This window comes from Streptomyces sp. NPDC048295, assembly GCF_040652135.1.
Taxonomy (GTDB): domain Bacteria; phylum Actinomycetota; class Actinomycetes; order Streptomycetales; family Streptomycetaceae; genus Streptomyces.
This window is the reverse complement of sequence record NZ_JBEZLL010000008.1, coordinates 176167-196058: the sequence shown is the minus strand read 5'-3', so window position 1 is coordinate 196058 and position 19892 is coordinate 176167. Positions and strand designations below refer to the sequence as shown.

General features: G+C 69.7%; 10 protein-coding genes. 8 read left to right on the top strand and 2 right to left on the bottom strand.

What is annotated here, in order from left to right; translation table 11 throughout:
• Positions 1 to 145: 145 nt before the first annotated feature.
• From AB0D53_RS14670 to AB0D53_RS14645, 6 genes are all read left to right on the top strand, one after another.
• Positions 146 to 4171 carry an Rne/Rng family ribonuclease gene (locus tag AB0D53_RS14670; protein ID WP_362445217.1) on the top strand — a complete coding sequence of 1342 codons (4026 nt, stop codon included), beginning with the start codon at positions 146 to 148 and terminating at the stop codon, positions 4169 to 4171.
• A 383-nt stretch (positions 4172 to 4554) separates the two neighbouring features.
• Entirely contained in the window at positions 4555 to 5673 is a 1119-nt protein-coding gene (locus AB0D53_RS14665; RefSeq protein WP_362445214.1) for a DegT/DnrJ/EryC1/StrS family aminotransferase, read from the top strand.
• On the top strand, positions 5670 to 6689 hold the full coding sequence (locus tag AB0D53_RS14660; RefSeq protein WP_362445211.1) for a Gfo/Idh/MocA family oxidoreductase: 1020 nt from the start codon (positions 5670 to 5672) through the stop codon (positions 6687 to 6689). The genes AB0D53_RS14665 and AB0D53_RS14660 overlap by 4 nt, the downstream gene beginning before the upstream one ends.
• Positions 6679 to 8256 carry a glycosyltransferase family 4 protein gene (locus AB0D53_RS14655; RefSeq protein ID WP_362445208.1) on the top strand — a complete coding sequence of 526 codons (1578 nt, stop codon included), beginning with the start codon at positions 6679 to 6681 and terminating at the stop codon, positions 8254 to 8256. The genes AB0D53_RS14660 and AB0D53_RS14655 overlap by 11 nt, the downstream gene beginning before the upstream one ends.
• On the top strand, positions 8253 to 9905 hold the full coding sequence (locus AB0D53_RS14650; protein WP_362445205.1) for a glycosyltransferase: 1653 nt from the start codon (positions 8253 to 8255) through the stop codon (positions 9903 to 9905). The genes AB0D53_RS14655 and AB0D53_RS14650 overlap by 4 nt, the downstream gene beginning before the upstream one ends.
• Positions 9906 to 9908: 3 nt before the next feature.
• Entirely contained in the window at positions 9909 to 11192 is a 1284-nt protein-coding gene (locus AB0D53_RS14645; protein WP_362445202.1) for a nucleotide sugar dehydrogenase, read from the top strand.
• A gap of 76 nt (positions 11193 to 11268) precedes the next feature.
• Here AB0D53_RS14645 and AB0D53_RS14640 read toward each other — a convergent pair whose 3' ends face one another.
• Positions 11269 to 11883 carry an acyltransferase gene (locus AB0D53_RS14640; protein WP_362445199.1) on the bottom strand — a complete coding sequence of 205 codons (615 nt, stop codon included), beginning with the start codon at positions 11881 to 11883 and terminating at the stop codon, positions 11269 to 11271.
• Positions 11880 to 13481: a hypothetical protein gene (locus tag AB0D53_RS14635; RefSeq protein WP_362445196.1), complete on the bottom strand. Its 1602-nt coding sequence runs from the start codon at positions 13479 to 13481 to the stop codon at positions 11880 to 11882. The genes AB0D53_RS14640 and AB0D53_RS14635 overlap by 4 nt, the downstream gene beginning before the upstream one ends.
• Before the next feature lie 919 nt (positions 13482 to 14400).
• Here AB0D53_RS14635 and AB0D53_RS14630 point away from each other — a divergent pair.
• Both AB0D53_RS14630 and AB0D53_RS14625 read left to right on the top strand, forming a co-directional pair.
• Complete coding sequence (locus AB0D53_RS14630) at positions 14401 to 15966, top strand: FG-GAP repeat protein (RefSeq protein WP_362445193.1); 1566 nt, start codon at positions 14401 to 14403, stop codon at positions 15964 to 15966.
• Between the two features lie 113 nt (positions 15967 to 16079).
• Positions 16080 to 19655 carry a LamG-like jellyroll fold domain-containing protein gene (locus AB0D53_RS14625; protein ID WP_362445190.1) on the top strand — a complete coding sequence of 1192 codons (3576 nt, stop codon included), beginning with the start codon at positions 16080 to 16082 and terminating at the stop codon, positions 19653 to 19655.
• The last annotated feature ends 237 nt before the right edge of the window (positions 19656 to 19892 follow it).

Genomic DNA, 19892 nt, shown 5'->3' with positions numbered 1-19892 from the left:
CACAGCGCGTACGGAACCGGCGAGCCAGACATTGAGCTCCCGTGCGGCGCCCGCGCCCCGGACGGCGGAGCCGCGTACATCGCGCGGACCGTGCCGGACCGGAACCAGACGCGGCGCCCGGGAGCCTGACGGGAGAACCGCCCGCATGCCCCAGTCCAACGAACCCGGCACGACCGGGAACGCCGAAGAGAACAACGCACCCGGCGACAAGCTGCCGCCGCGCCGCAGGCGCCGCGCAGCGTCCCGCCCGGCCGGTCCGCCGGTGGCGGAGGCCCAGGGCGCAGCCGCCGAGGCGGCCGCGCCGGCCATACCGGCCGTTGACGCCGCAGTGTCCGACAGCGCCACCGCCGACGCCGGAAGCGCCGCGTCGGCGGAGGCCGCGCCGCCCGCTCGTACGCGTCGTCGCGCGGTCCGCAAGGCGACGGCCCCGGCCGGTGCGCCGCAGGCCGCAGAGGCCGCAGAGGTCGTCGAGGCCGCCGCACCGACTGCCGAGCCCGTGGCCGAGGCACCGGCGGAGGAGGCGCCCGCGCGCCCGCGCCGTCGTGCGGTCCGCAAGGCGACCTCGTCGGCCGGTGCGCCGAAGGCCGCCGAGGTCACCGAGGCCGCCGCACCGGTTGTCGAGGCCGAGCCCGTGGCCGAGGCACCGGTGGAGGAGGCGCCCGCGCGCCCGCGCCGTCGTGCGGTCCGCAAGGCGACCTCGCCGGCCGGTGCGCCGAAGGCCGCCGAAGCCGTGGAGATCGTCGAGGAAGCGCCGGTCGTGGCCGAGCCCGAGCCGGCCGCCGAGGCCGTCGAGCCCGAGCCCGCCGCGCCGCGCGGCCGCACCCGGCGCCGGGCATCGGCCCCTGCCGGTGCGCCGCAGCACGCCGAGGCGCCTGCCGCGCCCGCGGAACCCGCCGTGGCCGCCGAGGAAGAGGTCGTCGAGGAAGAGGCCGCCGAGGAAGAGGTCGTCGAGCCCGTCGAGGTCCCGCGCGGCCGTCGTCGTGCGGTCCGCAAGGCGACCTCGCCGGCCGGTGCGCCGAAGGCCGCCGAAGCCGTGGAGATCGTCGAGGAAGCGCCGACCGTGGCCGAGCCCGAGCCGGCCGCCGAGCCCGCCGAGGCCGAGGACACCGCGCCGCGCGGCCGTCAGCGCCGCCGGGCCACCGCCCCCGCGGGCCGGCCGGAGTTCACCGCCAAGGCGGAGGAGCCCGTCCGCAAGAGCCGTCGTGCCGAGCGCCCCGCCGTGGCCGTGTTCCAGGCGCCGGTCTTCGCCGAGCCGATGTTCCAGACCCCGGAGACCGCGGCCGCCGCCGCTGCGGCGTCGCGCCACGTGGAGGTCGAGGAAGAGGCCGAGACGGTGGAGGAGCCGACGGCCACCGTCGAGGCCCCGGCCGCCGAGGCCGCGCCGCAGGCCGGTTCGCGTCGCCGTCGCCGCCGTCGCGGTGAGGCCGCCGAGCCCGAGCAGGCCGCCGCCCCCGTGGTGGAGGAGCCCGCCGAGGAGGAGCACGAGCCGGAGCACGAGGCCGAGCACGAGGGCGAGGGCGAGGAGACGGACGAGTACGGGGACCGGCCCTCGCGCCGTCGCCGTCGCGGAGGCCGTCGCCGTCGTCGTGGCGAGGTCAGCGAGGGCGAGGAGGCTGCGGAGCAGCACGCCGACGAGGCCGCCGCCGAGCACGCCGAGGACGAGCAGGAGCGCGCTCAGGAGTCCGAGGACGAGGACGAGGAGCACGAGGCGTCCGCCGCCGGGTCGAGCAGCAGCCGTCGCCGTCGCCGTCGCCGTCGTCGCAGCGGGGACGTCTCCGCCGACGCCGACAACGGCACGGACGACCCGGAGCGCACGGTCGTCAAGGTCCGTGAGCCCCGTAAGAAGGAAGAGCGGGAGCCCGGCACCGGCTTCGACGAGGTCCAGTCCATCAAGGGCTCGACCCGTATGGAGGCCAAGAAGCAGCGCCGCCGCGAGGGCCGTGAGCAGGGCCGCCGCCGTGTCCCGATCATCACCGAGGCCGAGTTCCTGGCCCGGCGCGAGGCCGTGGAGCGGGTCATGGTCGTCCGCCAGAACGGCGAGCGCACCCAGATCGGCGTCCTCGAGGACAACGTGCTCGTCGAGCACTACGTCAACAAGGAGCAGGCCACCAGCTACGTCGGCAACGTCTACCTGGGCAAGGTGCAGAACGTACTGCCGTCCATGGAGGCCGCCTTCGTCGACATCGGCAAGGGCCGCAACGCGGTGCTCTACGCCGGTGAGGTGAACTTCGAGGCGCTCGGCATGGCCCACGGGCCGCGCCGTATCGAGACCGCGCTCAAGTCCGGCCAGTCCGTCCTCGTCCAGGTGACCAAGGACCCGATCGGCCACAAGGGCGCCCGCCTGACCAGCCAGGTCTCGCTGCCCGGCCGCTACCTGGTCTACGTGCCCGAGGGCTCGATGACCGGCATCAGCCGCAAGCTGCCCGACACCGAGCGGGCCCGGCTGAAGACCATCCTCAAGAAGATCGTCCCCGAGGACGCGGGCGTCATCGTCCGTACCGCCGCGGAGGGCGCGAGCGAGGACGAGCTGCGCCGCGATGTCGAGCGGCTCCAGCAGCAGTGGGAGGACATCCAGAAGAAGTCGAAGAGCACCGGCAGCTCCAATGCGCCGACCCTGCTCTACGGCGAGCCGGACATGACCGTCCGGGTCGTCCGTGACATCTTCAACGAGGACTTCTCCAAGGTCATCGTCAGCGGCGACGACGCGTGGGAGACCATCCACGGCTACGTCTCGCAGGTGGCGCCCGACCTGACGGACCGCCTGTCGCGGTGGACCTCCGAGGTCGACATCTTCGCGACGTACCGGATCGACGAGCAGCTGATGAAGGCGCTGGACCGGAAGGTCTATCTGCCGAGCGGCGGCTCGCTGGTGATCGACAAGACCGAGGCGATGGTCGTCGTCGACGTCAACACCGGCAAGTTCACCGGTCAGGGCGGCAACCTCGAAGAGACCGTCACCAAGAACAACCTGGAGGCGGCCGAGGAGATCGTGCGCCAGCTGCGGCTGCGCGACCTCGGCGGCATCGTCGTCGTCGACTTCATCGACATGGTGCTGGAGTCCAACCGGGACCTGGTGCTGCGGCGTCTGCTGGAGTGCCTGGGACGCGACCGTACGAAGCACCAGGTCGCCGAGGTCACGTCGCTGGGCCTGGTCCAGATGACCCGCAAGCGGGTGGGCCAGGGCCTGCTGGAGTCCTTCTCCGAGACGTGTGTCCACTGCAACGGGCGCGGCGTGATCGTGCACATGGAGCAGCCGACCTCGATCGGTGGCGGCGGCAAGCGTTCCAAGAAGCGCGGCCGGGGCGGCGCGGACCACGAGCACGTGGCCGAAGCCGCGACAGAGATCGAGACCGAGACCGAGGCCGAGGTGGCTGCCGAGGTGGCCGCACCGGTGGCGCTGCCCGAGCCGGAGTTCGTCCCGGACGAGGAGCTGTACAGCAGCCCGGCGGAGGCCGAGGCGGCCGCCACGCGCGGTCGTGGGCGTCGCCGTGCGACCCGTAAGGCAACGGCCCCGGCCGGTGCCCCGAAGGCCGCTGCCGCCCCGGCCGTCGAGCCGGAGCCGGTCGTGGTCGCGGAGCCCGAGCCGGTCGTCGAGCCGGAGCCGGTCGTCGAGACCCCGGCCCCGGTGGTCGAGGAGGCACCCGCGGCCGAGGCCCCGCAGGGCCGTACGCGCCGTCGGGCGACCCGGAAGGCGACCGCCCCGGCGGGCTCGCCGGCCCCGGCCGAGCAGCCGGAACCGGTGCAGGCCGCCGAGCCGGCCGAGCAGCCGGCCGAGGCCGTCGAGGCCCCGCAGCCCGAGGCCGCACCCGAGGAGGTGGCCCCCGAGGCCGCCCCGCCGCGTGCGCGTCGCCGGGTGACCCGCAAGGTCACGGCTCCCGCGGGTTCGCCCGCAGGCGCGGACGGTGCGGAGGTCGTCGTGGTGACCGGCCCCGTCGAGCCGAAGCCCGAATCCGAGCCGACGCCCGACGCCGAGACCGCCGAGGCGGCCCCGGCCAAGAAGGCGGTCCGCAAGACCGCCAAGAAGGCCACGGCCAAGAAGGCGGCCACAAAGAAGACGGCCGCCAAGAAGACCGCGGCGAAGAAGACGACGGCGAAGAAGGCGGCGACGAAGAAGACCGTCGCCGCGGAGAAGCCGTCGAAGACCGCCGTCCCGGCCGACGCCGAGAGCTGACCGGCGACCGGATCACATAGGAAGAAGGTGCGGGTCCCGAGGGGGCCCGCACCTTCTTCGCGTGCGGTGGGTTGGCGCGGAGCATACGGGCCAGCACCTCGTGCCGTTAACCTCCACGAAACCGCCTGTGAAAAGCCTGATAATGTGACGCGGCTGCCGCCTGACAGGCTGATTCCAGAAAGCTGATCGGCGCGTCGGCCCACTTCAGGCAGGACCAGAAAGCCTCATTGCCCCGGGTGCACCCCAGGGTAAAAGGGCGATTTGAGCACAATGTTTCGGTACAGAATCGGCCATGCGCCGGGGCGGCGGTGCCTCATCCGACATTCGCATGCCCTTGGAGTCATCGCCTCTCAAAGCTCTTGCGGTGTTCAAGGAGGGTGTCCATGTCGAGCGACCACAGGGAAATGATTCCTGCGGCCCGACCGGTGATCGGCGAGGAAGAGATCGAGGCCGTGGTACGCGTGCTGCGCAGCGGCCGTGTCGTGCAGGGGCCGGAGGTCGCGGCCTTCGAGGAGGGCTTCTCCGAACTGGTCGACGGACGCCACTGCGTGGCGGTCAACTCGGGCACCTCCGCGCTCCACCTCCTTCTGCTCGCCCTCGGGATCGGCCCCGGCGACGAGGTGATCGTCCCGTCGTTCTCGTTCGCGGCCTCCGCGAACGCGGTTCGTCTGACCGGTGCGGACGTGGTCTTCGCGGACATCGAGCCGGGCAGCTTCGGCCTGGACCCGGCCGCCGTCGAGGCAGCCATCACGCCGCGCACGGCCGCGATCATGCCCGTCCACCTGTACGGTCACCCGGCCGCGATGGACGCGCTGATGCCGATCGCGCGGAAGCACGGGCTCGCGGTCGTCGAGGACGCCTGCCAGGCGCACACCGCGGCGATCGGCGGGACGCCGGTCGGCGCCTTCGGCTCCGGTGGCACCTTCAGCTTCTACCCCACCAAGAACATGCACTCCCTCGAAGGCGGCATGGTCACCACCGCCGATGCCGAGATCGCGCGCACCCTCAGGCTGCTGCGCAATCAGGGCATGGAGCAGCGCTACGCCAATGAGATCGTCGGCGCCAACATGCGCATGACCGACGTGTCCGCCGCCGTCGGGCGCGTACAGCTCGGGAAGGTGCTCGGCTGGACCGAGCAGCGGCGCGCCAACGCCACGTACCTCGACCGGCACATCAGCGCGCCCAACGTCACCGTCCCGCCCGTCGCCGACGGTGCACGCCACGTTTACCACCAGTACACCATCCGGGTGCAGGGTGACCGTGACGCCGCCATGGCCAGGCTGAGCGAGGCGGGCATCGGCAACGCCGTGTACTACCCGACCCCGATCCACCGGCTGAAGCCGTACTGGGAGCCTGACCAGAAGGCGGGCCGGAACTGGGACCTGCCGCAGACCGAGCGTGCCGCCGCCGAGGTCGTCTCACTGCCTGTGCACCCCTCGCTGACGACGCAGGACCTTGAGCGCATCGTCGACGCCGTGAACTCGCTGGGAGAGATGCAGTGACCGCAGGACTGAGAGCGGGCCTGATCGGCCTCGGCTCGATGGGCCGCCACCATGCCCGTGTGCTGGCCGGCCTGGAGGGCGTGCAACTGGTCGGCGTCGTCGACCCGATGGGGGACAAGAACGGCTGGGCGCAGGGCGCCCCCGTGCTGTCCACGGTCGACGAGCTCATCTCGCTCGGCATCGACTACGCGGTCGTGGCGTGTCCCACCGCCCTGCACGAGGAAGTCGGGCTCCGCCTGGCCGAGGCCGGCGTCTGCGCACTGGTCGAGAAGCCCGTCGCGGACACCGTCGAAGGCGCCCGGCGACTGGTGGAGGCCTTCGAGTCGCGCGGCCTCGTCGCCGGCGTCGGCCACATCGAGCGCTGTAACCCGGCTCTGCGGTCCATGCGTTCCCGACTGGAGGCGGGCGAGCTGGGCGAGGTCTTCCAGATCGTCACCCGTCGGCAGGGACCGTTCCCGCACCGAATAGCCGATGTCGGCGTGGTCAAGGACCTCGCCACCCACGACGTCGACCTGACCGGCTGGGTGACGGGTCAGACCTACACCTCGATCTCCGCCCACACCGTGTCGAAGTCCGGCCGCCCGCACGAGGACATGGTCTCCGCAGTGGGCCGGCTCTCCGACGGGACCATGGTCAACCACCTGGTCAACTGGCTGAGCCCGTTCAAGGAGCGGTTCACCTCCGTCACCGGCGAGCGCGGCACGTTCATCGCCGACACCCTCACCGCCGACCTCACCTTCCACTCGAACGCCGCGGTGGCCACCGAGTGGGAGGCACTCCAGGCATTCCGGGGGGTCTCCGAAGGGGACATGATCCGCTACGCCATCCCCAAGCGCGAGCCGCTGCTGGTCGAGCACGAGCTCTTCAGGGACGCGGTGCGCGGCGACTCGAAGGACATCTGCACCCTGCGGGAGGGGCTCCGCACGGTCGAGGTGGCCGCGGCGGTACTGGAATCGGCGAGGAGCGGACGCACCGTCATGACCTCTGTGGGAGAGCTGGCCACACATGGAACCTGAGAACATCGTCACGTCACGTCCCGGCAGCCGGGGCCGGATCGTCATGCTTGTCGACAACGGGGTGAACGGGGACTCCCGGGTCCAGAAGGAAGCGCGCTCCGCGGCCGACGCGGGCTGGGACGTCGTCCTGCTCGGCAAGTCCCCCGGTAAGACCGAGCAGCACTGGCTGCTCGGCGAGGCGCAGGTCCGGCTGCTCAAGGTGCCCAGCCCGATGCAGCGCCGTCGGCACGAGTACCGACGTGCTCCCCTGCGCGCGCCGCTGGCCTACCGCCCGGGACCGCTCGCGGCCTACCGCAAGCAGAAGATGAAGGCGTGGCGGGCCGACCTCAACATCCGTCTCATCGAGGCGAGTGAGAAGGGATCGGCGCTGTCGAAGGCGAGGCTGGTCCCGGAGCGGGTCGGAGCGAAGGCGGCCAGCCGGTGGGTCGGTGTGCGTCTGCGGCGCACCCATGCCCTGGAGCAGCGGCGCAAGCGGATGGACTCCCCTCTCGACCGGTTCACCACGGCGTTCTGGCAGCGCGCGATGGGCGAGCGGGCCTGGCGGAAGCTGGACCCGTACCTGCTCGACCTCGACCTCGCCTACGGCAAGGTGATCGACGAGCTGAAGCCCGATCTGATCCACGCCAACGACTTCCGCATGCTGGGTATTGGCGCACGGGCCGTGGTGCGGGCGCGCGCCGCGAAGCGGGACGTCAAGCTCGTCTGGGACGCACACGAGTTCCTGCCCGGCATCAAGCCGTGGGAGTCGCACCCCCGTTGGCACATCGCGCAGTGCCTCCACGAGTTGTCCTACTCCAAGTACGCCGACGCGGTGACCACCGTCTCGGCGACTCTCGCGGACATGCTGGTCGAACGGCACGGGCTGGCCGAGACTCCCGCGGTCGTGCTGAACGCCCCCGACGCGGAGATCTCGCCCGAGCAGGCCGCGGAACCGGTGCCCGACCTGCGCGAGCTGTGCGGGATCGGCCCCGACGTCCCGCTCTCCGTCTACAGCGGTTCGGCAGCCCCGCAGCGAGGTCTGGACATCATGGTCGAGTCGCTGCCGCAGCTGCCGGACCTGCACGTGGCGTTCATCGTGCTGCGGCCGAAGTCGCCGTACATGACGGGACTGGCACAGCGCGCGGAGGAGCTCGGGGTCGCCGACCGGGTGCACATCCTCCCGTACGTACCGCACTACCAGGTCGTGCCCTTCCTGGCGACGGCGGACCTCGGCGTCATCCCGATTCACCACTGGCCGAACCACGAGATCGCTCTCATCACCAAGTTCTTCGAGTACTCGCACGCCCGGCTGCCGTTCGTGGTGAGCGATGTGAAGACGATGGGCGACATGGTCGCGCAGACCGGCCAGGGAGAGGTCTTCAAGGCCGAGGACGTGGCCGACTACGTCCGTGCGGTGAAGAAGGTCCTGGCGGACCCGAAGAAGTACCGGGACGTCTACGACAGGCCCGGACTGCTCGACCAGTGGACCTGGGAAGCCCAGGCGGCGGCGCTCGACGAGGTGTACACGAGGCTGCTGCCCGGTAGTAAGCGCGCATCCGTCGAGAGACTCACCGAGGTGACCGTGTGACCGGCAGACCCGATGCCCTCGCTGTTCCTGACGTTACGGTCGTCGTGGCCGTGTACAACACCATGCCCTACCTCACCGAGTGCCTGAACTCGCTCGTGGGGCAGTCCATCGGGCTGGACCGGCTGGAGGTCGTCGCGGTCGACGACGGTTCGACGGACGACAGCGGTACCGAGCTCGACCGGTTCGCCGAGCGTTTCCCCGGCACGGTCAAGGTCGTCCACCAGGCCAACTCCGGCGGCCCCGCGACGCCGAGTAACCGGGCGCTGGAACTTGCCACCGGCAGATACGTCTACTTCATCGGCTCCGACGACTACCTCGGCGAGGAAGCGCTGGAGCGGATGGTGGCGTGCGCGGACACCAACGGCTCCGATGTCGTCATAGGCAAGATGGTCGGCACCAACGGGCGCTACGTCCGGCAGTCGCTCTACAAGGCCAGCGACCCGGACATCAGCCTCTACGGGGCCGAGCTGCCGTTCGCGCTGGCCAACACCAAGCTCTTCCGCCGTGACCTCGTGGAGCAGCACAAGCTGCGCTTCCCCGAGGACATGCCGGTCGGCAGCGACCAGCCCTTCACCATCGAGGCGTGCGTCCGAGCCCGCAAGATATCCGTGGTCGCCGACTACACTTGCTACTACGCGGTGAAGCGCGGCGACGCGAGCAACATCACCTACCGGGCCAACCATCTGGCACGACTGCGCTGCGCCGCCGCGATCATGGACCGAGCGGCGGAGCTGATCGAGGCCGGACCGAAGCGGGACGCCGTCTTCAAACGTCACTTCGCCTGGGAGCTCTCCAAGCTCATCCGGGACGACTTCGTCGGGCTCGACGACGAGACGAAGCGGAACATCTGCGCCGGCATCACCCGTCTCGCCGACGCTTATCTGACCGACGCGCTGAGCGATTCGCTCTCCGTCAAACTGCGGGCGCGGCTCCGGCTCGCGCAGCGCGGTGCCGTCGATGAACTCTGCCGTGCCATTGCCGAAGAGGCCGCGCACGGTGCACCGCCCTTCCATCTGGAGGGCGGCAGGGCCTTCGCCCGCTACCCCGGTTTCCGTGACGCGGGTCTGGATCTCCCCGACCGCTGCTTCGAACTGGTCGGGGAGATCGTCCCCGGCCGGCTCGCCAACAAGACCGAGCTGGTCGAGTCGGGGTGGGTGCAGACCGGCGATGAACTGGCGTTGGCACTGACGGTCCGGGTCGGCGTCGTCGGCGACACCGGCTCCGCGGTCGTCCGTCTCGTCGAGGGGGCAATGCCCAAGAGCGCCGACAAGGCGCGTGCCCGGCGTCTGCCGGGTGGACGCGATCTGCCTCCGGCACAGGGGGAGTTCACCAGGGAGGTCACGGCCGACGGCAACGCCACCCTGCTGCGCGCCCGGATCCCGCTCGCGGCGGACAAGTCCAAGCGCGGGGTACGCGTCTTCGTCGATGTCGCCGGAGGAACGTACGAGATTCCGGTACGTGGGGAGGGGCAGCCCATGCCGCTGGCCCGCAGGTGGCACGGTGAGGCGGACCCGTACCGTGTCGCGGCGCGGCCCAACTCCAAGGGGCGCATGGTGATCAGCACCGGCCCGCTCCACCCGCCCAAGGCATCGCTGGGCTCGCGGCTGCGATCCCGACTGCTCGGCGCCAAGAGTTCCAAGAGGAAGTAACCCATGAACATCTGTGTAGTCGCCCTGGGCAAGATCGGCCTGCCGCTCGCCGTGCAGTTCGCCGCCAAGGGCCACCGGGTGATCGGCGCCGACGTCAACGAGAAGGTCGTCGAGCTGGTCAACTCCGGTGTCGAGCCGTTCCCCGGTGAACACGATCTCGACGTGAAGCTCAAGGAAACGGTTGAGGCGGGCCTGCTCACAGCGACGACGGACACCGCGTCCGCGGTCGCGCAGTCCGAGGCCGTCGTGGTCGTCGTCCCGCTCTTCGTGGACGCGGAGGGCACCCCGGACTTCGGCTGGATGGACTCCGCGACCAAGGCGATCGCCGCCGGTCTCAAGCCGGGCACCCTCGTCAGCTACGAGACCACGCTGCCGGTCGGTACCACCCGTACCCGCTGGGCGCCGATGCTCGAAGAGGGCTCCGGGCTCAGGGCCGGCGAGGACTTCCACCTGGTGTTCTCCCCGGAGCGGGTGCTCACCGGCCGGGTCTTCGCCGACCTGCGTCGCTACCCGAAGCTGGTCGGCGGGATCGACGAGGCGTCGGCCGAGCACGGCATCTCGTTCTACGAGTCGGTCCTGGACTTCGACGACCGTACGGACCTGCCGCGCCCCAATGGTGTCTGGGACCTGGGCACCGCTGAGGCGTCCGAGCTGGCCAAGCTCGCCGAGACGACCTACCGGGACGTCAACATCGGGCTGGCTAACCAGTTCGCCCGCTTCGCCGACCAGCAGAACATAGATGTCCTCAAGGTCATCGAGGCGTGCAACTCCCAGCCGTACAGCCACATCCACCAGCCGGGCATTGCCGTCGGCGGCCACTGCATCCCGATCTACCCGCGGATGTACCTCTGGAACGACCCGTCGGCGACCGTGGTGCGTTCGGCGCGCGAGGCCAACGCGGCCATGCCCGAGTACGCGGTCGATCTGCTGGCCGCCGCCTACGGCGACCTGGACGGGGTAGGTGTGCTGGTGCTGGGCGCGGCCTACCGCGGCGGCGTGAAGGAGACGGCCTTCTCCGGCGTCTTCCCGACCGTCGAGGCGCTCAAGGCGCGCGGCGCGGTGCCGTTCGTCTCCGACCCGATGTACACGGCCGACGAACTGACCGCGCACGGCCTCGTCCCGCACGAGGGTCAGACCGTCACCGCCGCTATCCTCCAGGCCGACCACGCCGAGTACCGCGAGCTGGCCGCCGCCGACCTCCCGGACGTCCGCGTCCTGGTCGACGGCCGCCGCACGACGGACCCGGCCCTCTGGGAGGGCGTCCGCCGCGTCGTCATCGGCGGCTGACCACCGTACGCACGCGAGGGGCCCCGGCCAACCACCAGGTCGGCCGGGGCCCCTCGTACGTTCCGCTCCGGTCCGCCTACGACGCCGCGGGGCCTGCCTCGACGAGCGTGGACTCATCGGTGATGCGGTAGCGCGTGCCGGTCTGCGGGCACTCCCAGAGGCCCGGCTCGCCCTCGCTCTCCACGAGCTTTACCCCGGTGTGGCCGACCCAGCCGATCTGCCGGGCCGGGACGCCGACGACCAGGGCGAAGTCGGGGACGTCCTTGGTGACCACTGCGCCGGCGGCGATCATGGCCCAGCGGCCGATCCGGACCGGGGCGACGGCGACGGAGCGGGCGCCCAGGGATGCGCCTTCGGCGATTTTCACGCCCACGGCCTCCCAGTCGCCGCCGCGCTTCTGCTTGCCGTCGGGGTCGACTGAGCGCGGGTTGTGGTCGTTGGTGAGGACCACCGACGGGCCGATGAAGACTCCGTCGGCGAGTTCGGCGGGTTCGTACACGAGTGCGTAGTTCTGGATCTTGACGTTGTCGCCGATCCGGACACCCGTGCCGACGTAGGCGCCGCGTCCGACCACACAGCCCTCGCCGAGCCGGGCCTGCTCGCGGATCTGGGCGAGCTCCCAGACACTGCTCCCGGCGCCGATCTCGGCGGTCTCGTCGACCTGGGCGGTGGGCTGGACTCTGTAGTTCACTGCGCATCTGCCTTTCGGAGTGGGTCCTCGACCGGCGAGCCTACGTCGTGGCCCGTGCTCAGCAGCAGGCGGTCGTAGTCGGCCCGCACGGTCTCCCAGTCCCAGGTCGAGAGGGCGTACCGGGACGCCTCGCGCCCTGCCTGGGCCCGTATCTCCTCGGACGCGGTCGCGGAGAGGATGCGGTCGGCGGCCTGCTGCGGGGTGGTGACGACCCAGTCCTCGGGGAAAAGAGTGCGCGTGCTGTGCGGGCGTCCGGCCACGAACGGCCAGTCCCGGACGACCGGCACGGCACCGGAGGCCGCTCCCTCCATCAGCCCGACATGGCAGCCCTCGCGGACGGAGCTGCTGAGGATCACTCCCACTCCGGCGAGCACACCGGGCACGTCGTCGCTCGGCCCGAGCCTGCGCACGGCGCCCGAAGGCTCCAGCTCGGCGAGTTCCTTCTCCAGAGCCGAGTGATAGGCGGCGGCCGCGGCGCTCGGCTCCGGATTGATGCCGCCACCGACCATCAGCAGGCGGTAGCGCTCGTCCCGGGCCCGGAGCAGCCGCAGCACCTCCAGGGCCCAGCGCGGGTCCTTGGCGATCTGCCCGATCCCCACAAGGCCCACGGTGAACCGCGCGTCATCGCTCTTGGGGCGGTCGAAGCGCCGCAGGTCCAGCGCGTTGTGCAGGAAGTGGAGGTGCGGCGCGTCGGGGGCGAGCAGCCGGGGGACAGCCGCGGTGGTCATCTCCCGCATGTGCTCCGCGATGAAGACGATGTCGTCGACCCGGGAGAAGTCCATGATGTGCGGCCAGTGGGTGAACGACTCGTACTTGTGGAGCCGGACCACGATCCGGGTGCTGCCGGGGTCGACCAGGGTCATGAACGCGGCAGCCGTGGAACACCATTCGACGAAGACCGTGTCCGCCCAGTCCAGATGGGGGCGCAGCGCCGCTTCCACCGCGGCCCCATACGCGGCCTGGCCCCCGAGCGGCAGCTCGATCATCCGCTGCAGGCCTTTGGCCAGCGGCGCGGTCACGGGGTCGGCCGCCAGGTCCAGGGTGCGCAGCTCGACATCGGGGTGGTTCGCGTAACGCTCGGTGAGCAGGCCCAGGAAGTTGGCGTTGACGAGGTTCACCACCAGCAGCCGCAGCGGCCGGTCGGCCGGGGGTGCGGCAGGGGGCGTCTTCCGGCCACGGGGCGCGGCCACCGCGCGGGCGGCGGCGCTGGCCCGCAGCCGGGCAGTAAAGCCGGCCGGGTCGTCGGAGAGGGGGGAGTGGAGCCGGTCGATGTGCGGGACCCGGTGGAAGGCCAGCTGCAGGGCCCGGGTGAGAGCCGCCGCGGCCTCCTTCCTGCGGCCTGCCTTCAGCTGCGCGTCCGCGCAAGCCAGCTCGGCGGAGTACGCCTGGACGAGATGGCGTGGGACGAGGCCCCGGCCGAGCTGGGCATCGGCTGCCTCGCCCAGCAGATCCGCCTTGAGCCGACGGTTTCCGATGCGTTGCGCGCAGACTCCCAGGACCCGCTCGGCGACAAATGGCCGGTCGGTGCGGGTCAGCCGGGCGACCGCGCGGCGGGCAACCTTGGCCAGAAGTTCATCGGGGATCTGTGGTCTTGGCACGATTCGGCTCCACTGTCTCGGTAGAACTCGGACCGTACGGTCAAATGCTGGTGAGGGAAAGTCGCGAACGCCTTCTGTGATCAAGTGACTTCGAAGAGTCATCAATGTTCGCGGGAGGTACCAGCGAAGGAGGGCGGTCGGGCTCGTGCCGTCGCCGACGGGTCGCCGTACGTCATCTTTCCAACGGCATGTCGGACCGGCCGGTGAGGGTGGCCGATCCAGCCCTGTGGTCGTCGCGATCGAGGCTGCTGGCGGCATGGAGGTCGCTCAACTCTCGGACGCTTTCCTGGAGGCGGGAACCCGTGCCGCCGTACGCCAGTGACGGATGCGGTCGAGATTTCGGTGTCGTTCCGCAACCTGGCACCAGGCCTGAAATCGTCGGTCCAGGCCCATGCTCTGCCGCCAGTGCATGCGCTGGGTGCATCTGTAAATCACTCTGGCTGTGAAATCGCCCGGCCGTGACAGTGTCGACGCATCTGAAGCGGCCGGCCCGCCGTCGGACTTCTGCTTGCCAAGAAACAGGGGGCCGCGTTGAGAGCTGCTGTTGCCGAGTGGTCGCCGCGTGAATCATTTAGCGATCGCCTTCAAGGCCGACGCACCGTCAACAGTGGCTGGGTTGCCGCGACGGTGACTGGTCCCGCTGTATGCGGCATGTATATGTGTCGGGGGCCACTCATTCCTCTTGTGTGGATTTAGTGATGCTTTGAAGTGTTGAACATGTGTATCCGACCTACCCACCATAAGGCTTTAATGTCGCCTTTTTGAAACTTGTCGCTGCTCGGCGCCGGCTTAATAGCATGTATCGGACATGTTCTTGACAGGCTCATGTGGTCGTTATTGCATTCGCTTTGCTGTGTGCTGCCAAAAGTTCGCGAGTCGGGGGGTGGGCGGTGTGCGGCTTTCTCTCAAGGGGTGGGATGTGAATACGAAATCCGGCATGTCCGGAATTATTGCCGTGATCGGCCTGCTTGTTGCGACCGCTGGTGCGACGGCCGCGGGGGCCGTCCCCGCTGCCGCGGCGGCCTCCTGCGCGGGCGCGAGCACGGACTTCAACGGTGACGGCCTCGTCGACAACGTGGTCACGGACCCGCAGGCGACCGTGGACGGAGTCCCGCAGGCCGGCCTGGTCCGGGTGCTCTACGGCGGAGACAAGGGCGTCAGCGAGATTTCGCAGGCAACCCCCGGGATGGGGGTCTCTCCGGAGCGGGGGGACCAGTTCGGGTCTGCGGTCGCCTGGACGGACTTCAACGGCGACGGCTGTTCCGACCTGGTGATCGGGACCCCGTACGAGGACACCGGTGGCTCCGGTGCGGACGTCAAGGACACCGGCTGTCTGCACATCGTCTACGGCTCGCCCACCGGGATCGGTGTGGGCTCGACCATCGAGGGCTACACCCAGTCGACGTTCACTCCGGGGGCCAACAACGAGGAGGGGGACCGCTTCGGCTACGCACTCCAGGCAGGTACGGCCGACACGGGCCAGCCGTATCTCGTTGTCGGGGTACCGGGCGAGGGGGTGGTCGTGAACGGTGTGAACCAGGTCGATGCCGGTGTCATCGTCTACCAGCAGGGTGCCAAGCGGACCACGGTCACGCAGGACAGCCCGGGCGTGCCCGGCGTGGTCGAGGCCGGTGATCAGTTCGGGGCTGCGCTGACCGGTACCAATCGCTACTTCGCCGTCGGGGTACCGGGCGAGACGATCGGCGCCGACGCGGTCGCCGCGGGAGCCGTGGCCGTGTTCAACCACACGCTCACCGACGGGGTGCCGACCGCGATCGCCGGTATGGACCAGGCAGGCGAAGGCGAAGCTCTCACGGGCATCGCCGAGGCCGGTGACAGGTTCGGTGCCGCGCTGTCGATGACCGGCTACCGTCCGGCGAATCAGACGTACAACTCCGACGCCCTCCTCGCCATCGGCACGCCGGGCGAGGGCATAGGCAATGTGCCCGACGCGGGCGGCGTGGCCGTGGTGAGGATCGAGCCCTCGGGCCGGGTCACGGAGATCAAGGCATTCGATGCCGGGACCGCGAACGTCGAAGGCGATCCAGGAGCGGGCGACTTCTTCGGGCAGCGTGTGGCCATCACTAACACGGACACCGGTGTCGTCACCGGCACCTCCACCGTCCGGCTGGCCGTGGGCATTCCCGGCCGGGATGTCGGCGGAGTGAAGGACGCCGGGGTGATCCAGGTGTTCAAGCCGCTGGACAGCGACATCGGAGCGGCCGACAGGATCATCGAGCGCGGCTCGCCTGTCCTGCCCGGCAAACCGAACGCCCGTGACTTCACCGGTATCTCACTGCGATCCGGCGCCGTGACCCTCTACGTCGGTATCCCTTACAGCAAGGACCCCGCCACTTCCAAGGGCGTCCTCCACACGATGCCGTGGTCCGACATCGACGGCACGACGACCGGGGGGACCAAGACCTTCCAGCCCGGTAGCGGCGGGCTCTCGGACATCGGAACTTCCTTTGCGGCAGTCGGATGACCGGCGTGGGACGCCAGGAACTGGACAACGATGAGAGCGACAGAGAGCAGACCGCGATCGTGAACGGGCGTGCTATATACGGGCGTCTGCGGAGTCGCGGCCCCTTGGTGGCCGTGACACTTACGGCCCTGCTGGCCACGGGGCTGGGCTTCCCTGCCCTGCCCGGCGAGCTTACGGAGGCCGCTGCGGCACCCGCCGAGGGCAGTACTGCCGTCGGGGCCGAGGAGGCTCAGCAGGCCGCCTCCAGGAGCGATGACCCGGTCGAGGTGCTGAGCCTGCGCGACGAGCGCAGCACGACGGTGGCCAACCCGGACGGCACTTTCACCACCACCACGGCCGTCCAGCCCGTACGGACTCGTAAAGACGGACGTTGGGTGGACATCGACACCACCCTCGTCCGACAGGCGGACGGTTCGTACGCGCCGAAGGCGGCCGTATCGGCGATGTCCTTCTCCGGGGGCGGCGCCACGACGTTCGCCACGATCGAGAAGGACGGGCGCGCGCTTTCCCTGGACTGGACCGGCAAGCTGCCCGCTCCTGCGGTCGACGGACCGACCGCGACCTACCAGGACGTGCTGCCCGGGGTCGACCTGAAGGTGACCGCCAACGCAGAAGGCTTCTCGCACCTGATCGTCGTGAAGGATGCTGAGGCCGCCGCCAATCCGAAACTGGCCGAACTGCAACTGCCGGTGGACGCGACCGCGGTCGATCTCGAGAAGTCCGCTGACGGCGGTCTTACGGCCACCGACGCGGCGGGCGGCACCGTGTTCGAGGCTCCCGCACCGCTGATGTGGGACAGCAGCCAGGGTGTGGGGAAGTCCGAGGAGGATCCCGCTCCCACGCAGTCCGAGCCGACCAGTGAGGACGTCGCCGTGACGCCCCCGGACGGAACCCGTGTCGCCGATGTCGACATGCGGGTCGGTACCGATGAGATGACGCTGACTCCGGACAGGACACTGCTCCGGGGTGAGGACACGGTGTATCCGGTCTACATCGACCCGGTGGTCAAAACCGCCAGCCGCACAGGCTGGACGATGGTGTCGTCGTACTACTCGTCGGCCTCGTTCTGGAAGTTCAACGACCACGAGGGTGTCGGAAAGTGCCCTGCCGATGTGTCCTACCAGTGCGCCAGTACCAACGACAAGAAGCGCCAGTTCTTCGCCATCCCTACCGCGTCCTTCGAGGGCAAGGACATCATCTCGGCCGAGTTCGCCGTGACGATGGTCCACACGTACAGCACCTCCGCCAAGGCCGTACAGCTGGGACGGGCCAACTCCACCGGTGCGAGCGCGATCAACTCCACCACCAACTGGGGTAACCAGCCCACGCTGAAGGAGACGCTCGCCAGCAAGTCCCCCACCAACCCTGCGGGGTCGTGCACGTCGACCAACCAGAACGTGCGGTTCGACGTGAAGGGCACCGTCCAGAAGGCCGCCGACAACGGCTGGGACACCACGACGTTCCGGCTGCGTGCGGACAATGAGGACGACTACTCGTACTGGAAGCGGTTCTGCGGAAACGCTCACCTCGAAGTGACGTACAACCGGCCGCCGCTGGCGCCCGCCATGAGCGACCTCAGCATGTCGCCTGGCGGCTCGTGCCAGTACGGGAAGGCGGATGAGCACTACGTGTCCGAGGCCCCGGTCCTCAACGCGGTCATCAAGGACTACGACCACAACGACACCGCCGGCAAGTCCGAGAGTCTGAAGGCACGGTTCCACGTCTTCTGGACCAAGAACGGTGTACAGGTCGATCACTACGCCACCACCGGAGCCCGCACGACGACAGGCACGGGACAGACGGGCTCGGCATCGTTCAAATACACCGCCGGCTCGGATCTCAGCACCGATTCGGACCCCGGGTTCACCATCCCGTCCAACGTCACGATCGGCTGGGAGGTCCAGGGGACGGATGGAACCGCCTGGGGCCCATGGAGCAGCGCGGGCAGTGCCACCCGCTGTGAGTTCATCCACGACGCCACCGCGCCCGCCGCGCCGGTGATCAGTTCCGTCGAGTATCCCGACGACGGCGCCTGGCACGCGGGTGTCGGTGACTACGGAAGCTTCACCTTCGACTCTCCTGCCGCCGACGTGGTCCGCTACCAGTACCGGTTCAAGGGCAACGACGGGTGGTCCACGGTGGACACCGCGAATCCCGGCGGACCCGCGACCGTGAAGTTCATGCCGACATCCGAGGGCGACTGGTCTGTGGAGGCCAAGGCCGTCGACGCGGCCGGGAACGCCCAGAAGACGACCATGGGGTACATGTTCCTCGTCTCCGGCGGACGGGCTCCGATCGGGGGCTGGACCCTCGGTGACGTCAAGGGGTCCGGCTCGGCGGCCGGTACGGGGACTTCACCCGCCGCCGTACCCGGCACAGGAGTCGCCTTCGGTGCCAAGCCCGGACCACTCGGTGCGGCTGACACCTACGCGGCCCTGGACGGTACCGAGAACGCCTATCTGGACGCCGGGCGGCACATCGTGGACACCGGCACCGGATTCTCGGTCAGTGCCTGGGTCAATCTTCCCGAGGAACCGAAGCAGGACCAGACCGTGGTCAGCCAGGACGGTACGGGCCTGTCCGGCTTCGACCTGGGTTACGACGCCGACAGCCGCAGCTGGGTCTTCCGGGCCCCGTTCAACGACCTTGAGTCCATGGGCGACTGGAAGGTCACCGGGGGCAAGGTGGTTCCGGGTACCTGGACGCACCTCATCGGCTCCTACGACGGCGTCACCGGTGTGATGAGGCTGTACGTGGACGGCACGGCGGTCACGGCCACCGCGAAGCGACAGGCCCCGTGGAACGCGGCCGGAGCCCTGCAGATCGGCCGCAGACTCGCGCTGGAGGGATACACCGCCCACCTCAAGGGCGGTGTCGCCGATGTCCAGGTCTACGACCGGGTCGTGACCGGCCCCGAGAGCGCCGATCTGGGCGGCATCGTGGCCCAGCAGCTCGCCTACTGGGACGCGGACTCCGCACCCGGCGGCCTGGCACCGGAGGCGGGCGGCGGAACCGGGCTCACGCTCGGAGGCGGCGCGTCCATCTACGTACCGGCACCGGGAAGTTGCGATCCGGAGGTCGATCCGGAGTGCGTCGAGACGCCGTCCGAGGACCCCATGTGGGGTGACGGTCACCTGCTGCTGAACGGCACCGACGCCTATGCCACCCGGGCTGCTGGGCTGCTCACGAAGCGGGACAGCTTCACCCTGACCGGGCGGGCCCGGCTCTCCTCGGTGTCGCCCACCAAGGATCAGACGGTCATGGCGCTGTCCGGCACCAAGGGCAGTGCGGTCACCGTGGGCTACTCGGCCGCAGACAGCCGCTGGACCCTCACGGTCACCGACGGGGACTCGGCCACCGCCACGAGCACGACCGCGAAGGCAACGGGCTTCCTGCCCAGCACCGGTATCAAGGGGGATCACCTGGCCCTCGTCTACTCGGCGGTCTTCGGCGACGTGGTGCTCTACGTCAACGGAGTCGAGAGCGCCCGGGTGCCCTGGGACAACACCTGGGACTTCACCACCACTGCGTTCCAGGTCGGCCGCAAGCTCACCGGCGGCACCTCCGGAGCCTTCCTCTCGGGGGCGGCCGACGAACTGCGCCTGTTCCAGGGCGCACTGGACGCGAGTCTCGTGAACCTGGTCAGCGGTCTCGCAGATGACACGAGCATCGAGGCGACCGTGACCTGATCGACCACCGCGGCCGGGGGCGGGACGCCGATGTCCCGTCCCCGGCCGCCTGCTTTGCCGCACGTTCCTGACCGATATCTCCTGACGGAGCTTTCATGCGCTCATCACCTTTTGGAAGACCGCGCTTCCATATGCCAGTACGTATAGTGCGCAATTGCGTACTCACCGTAGCGTTCGCCCTTTCTGTCGGCCTGCTTCCGCAGTACGCCCCGGAGGCCAGCGCCACACCCGACACAG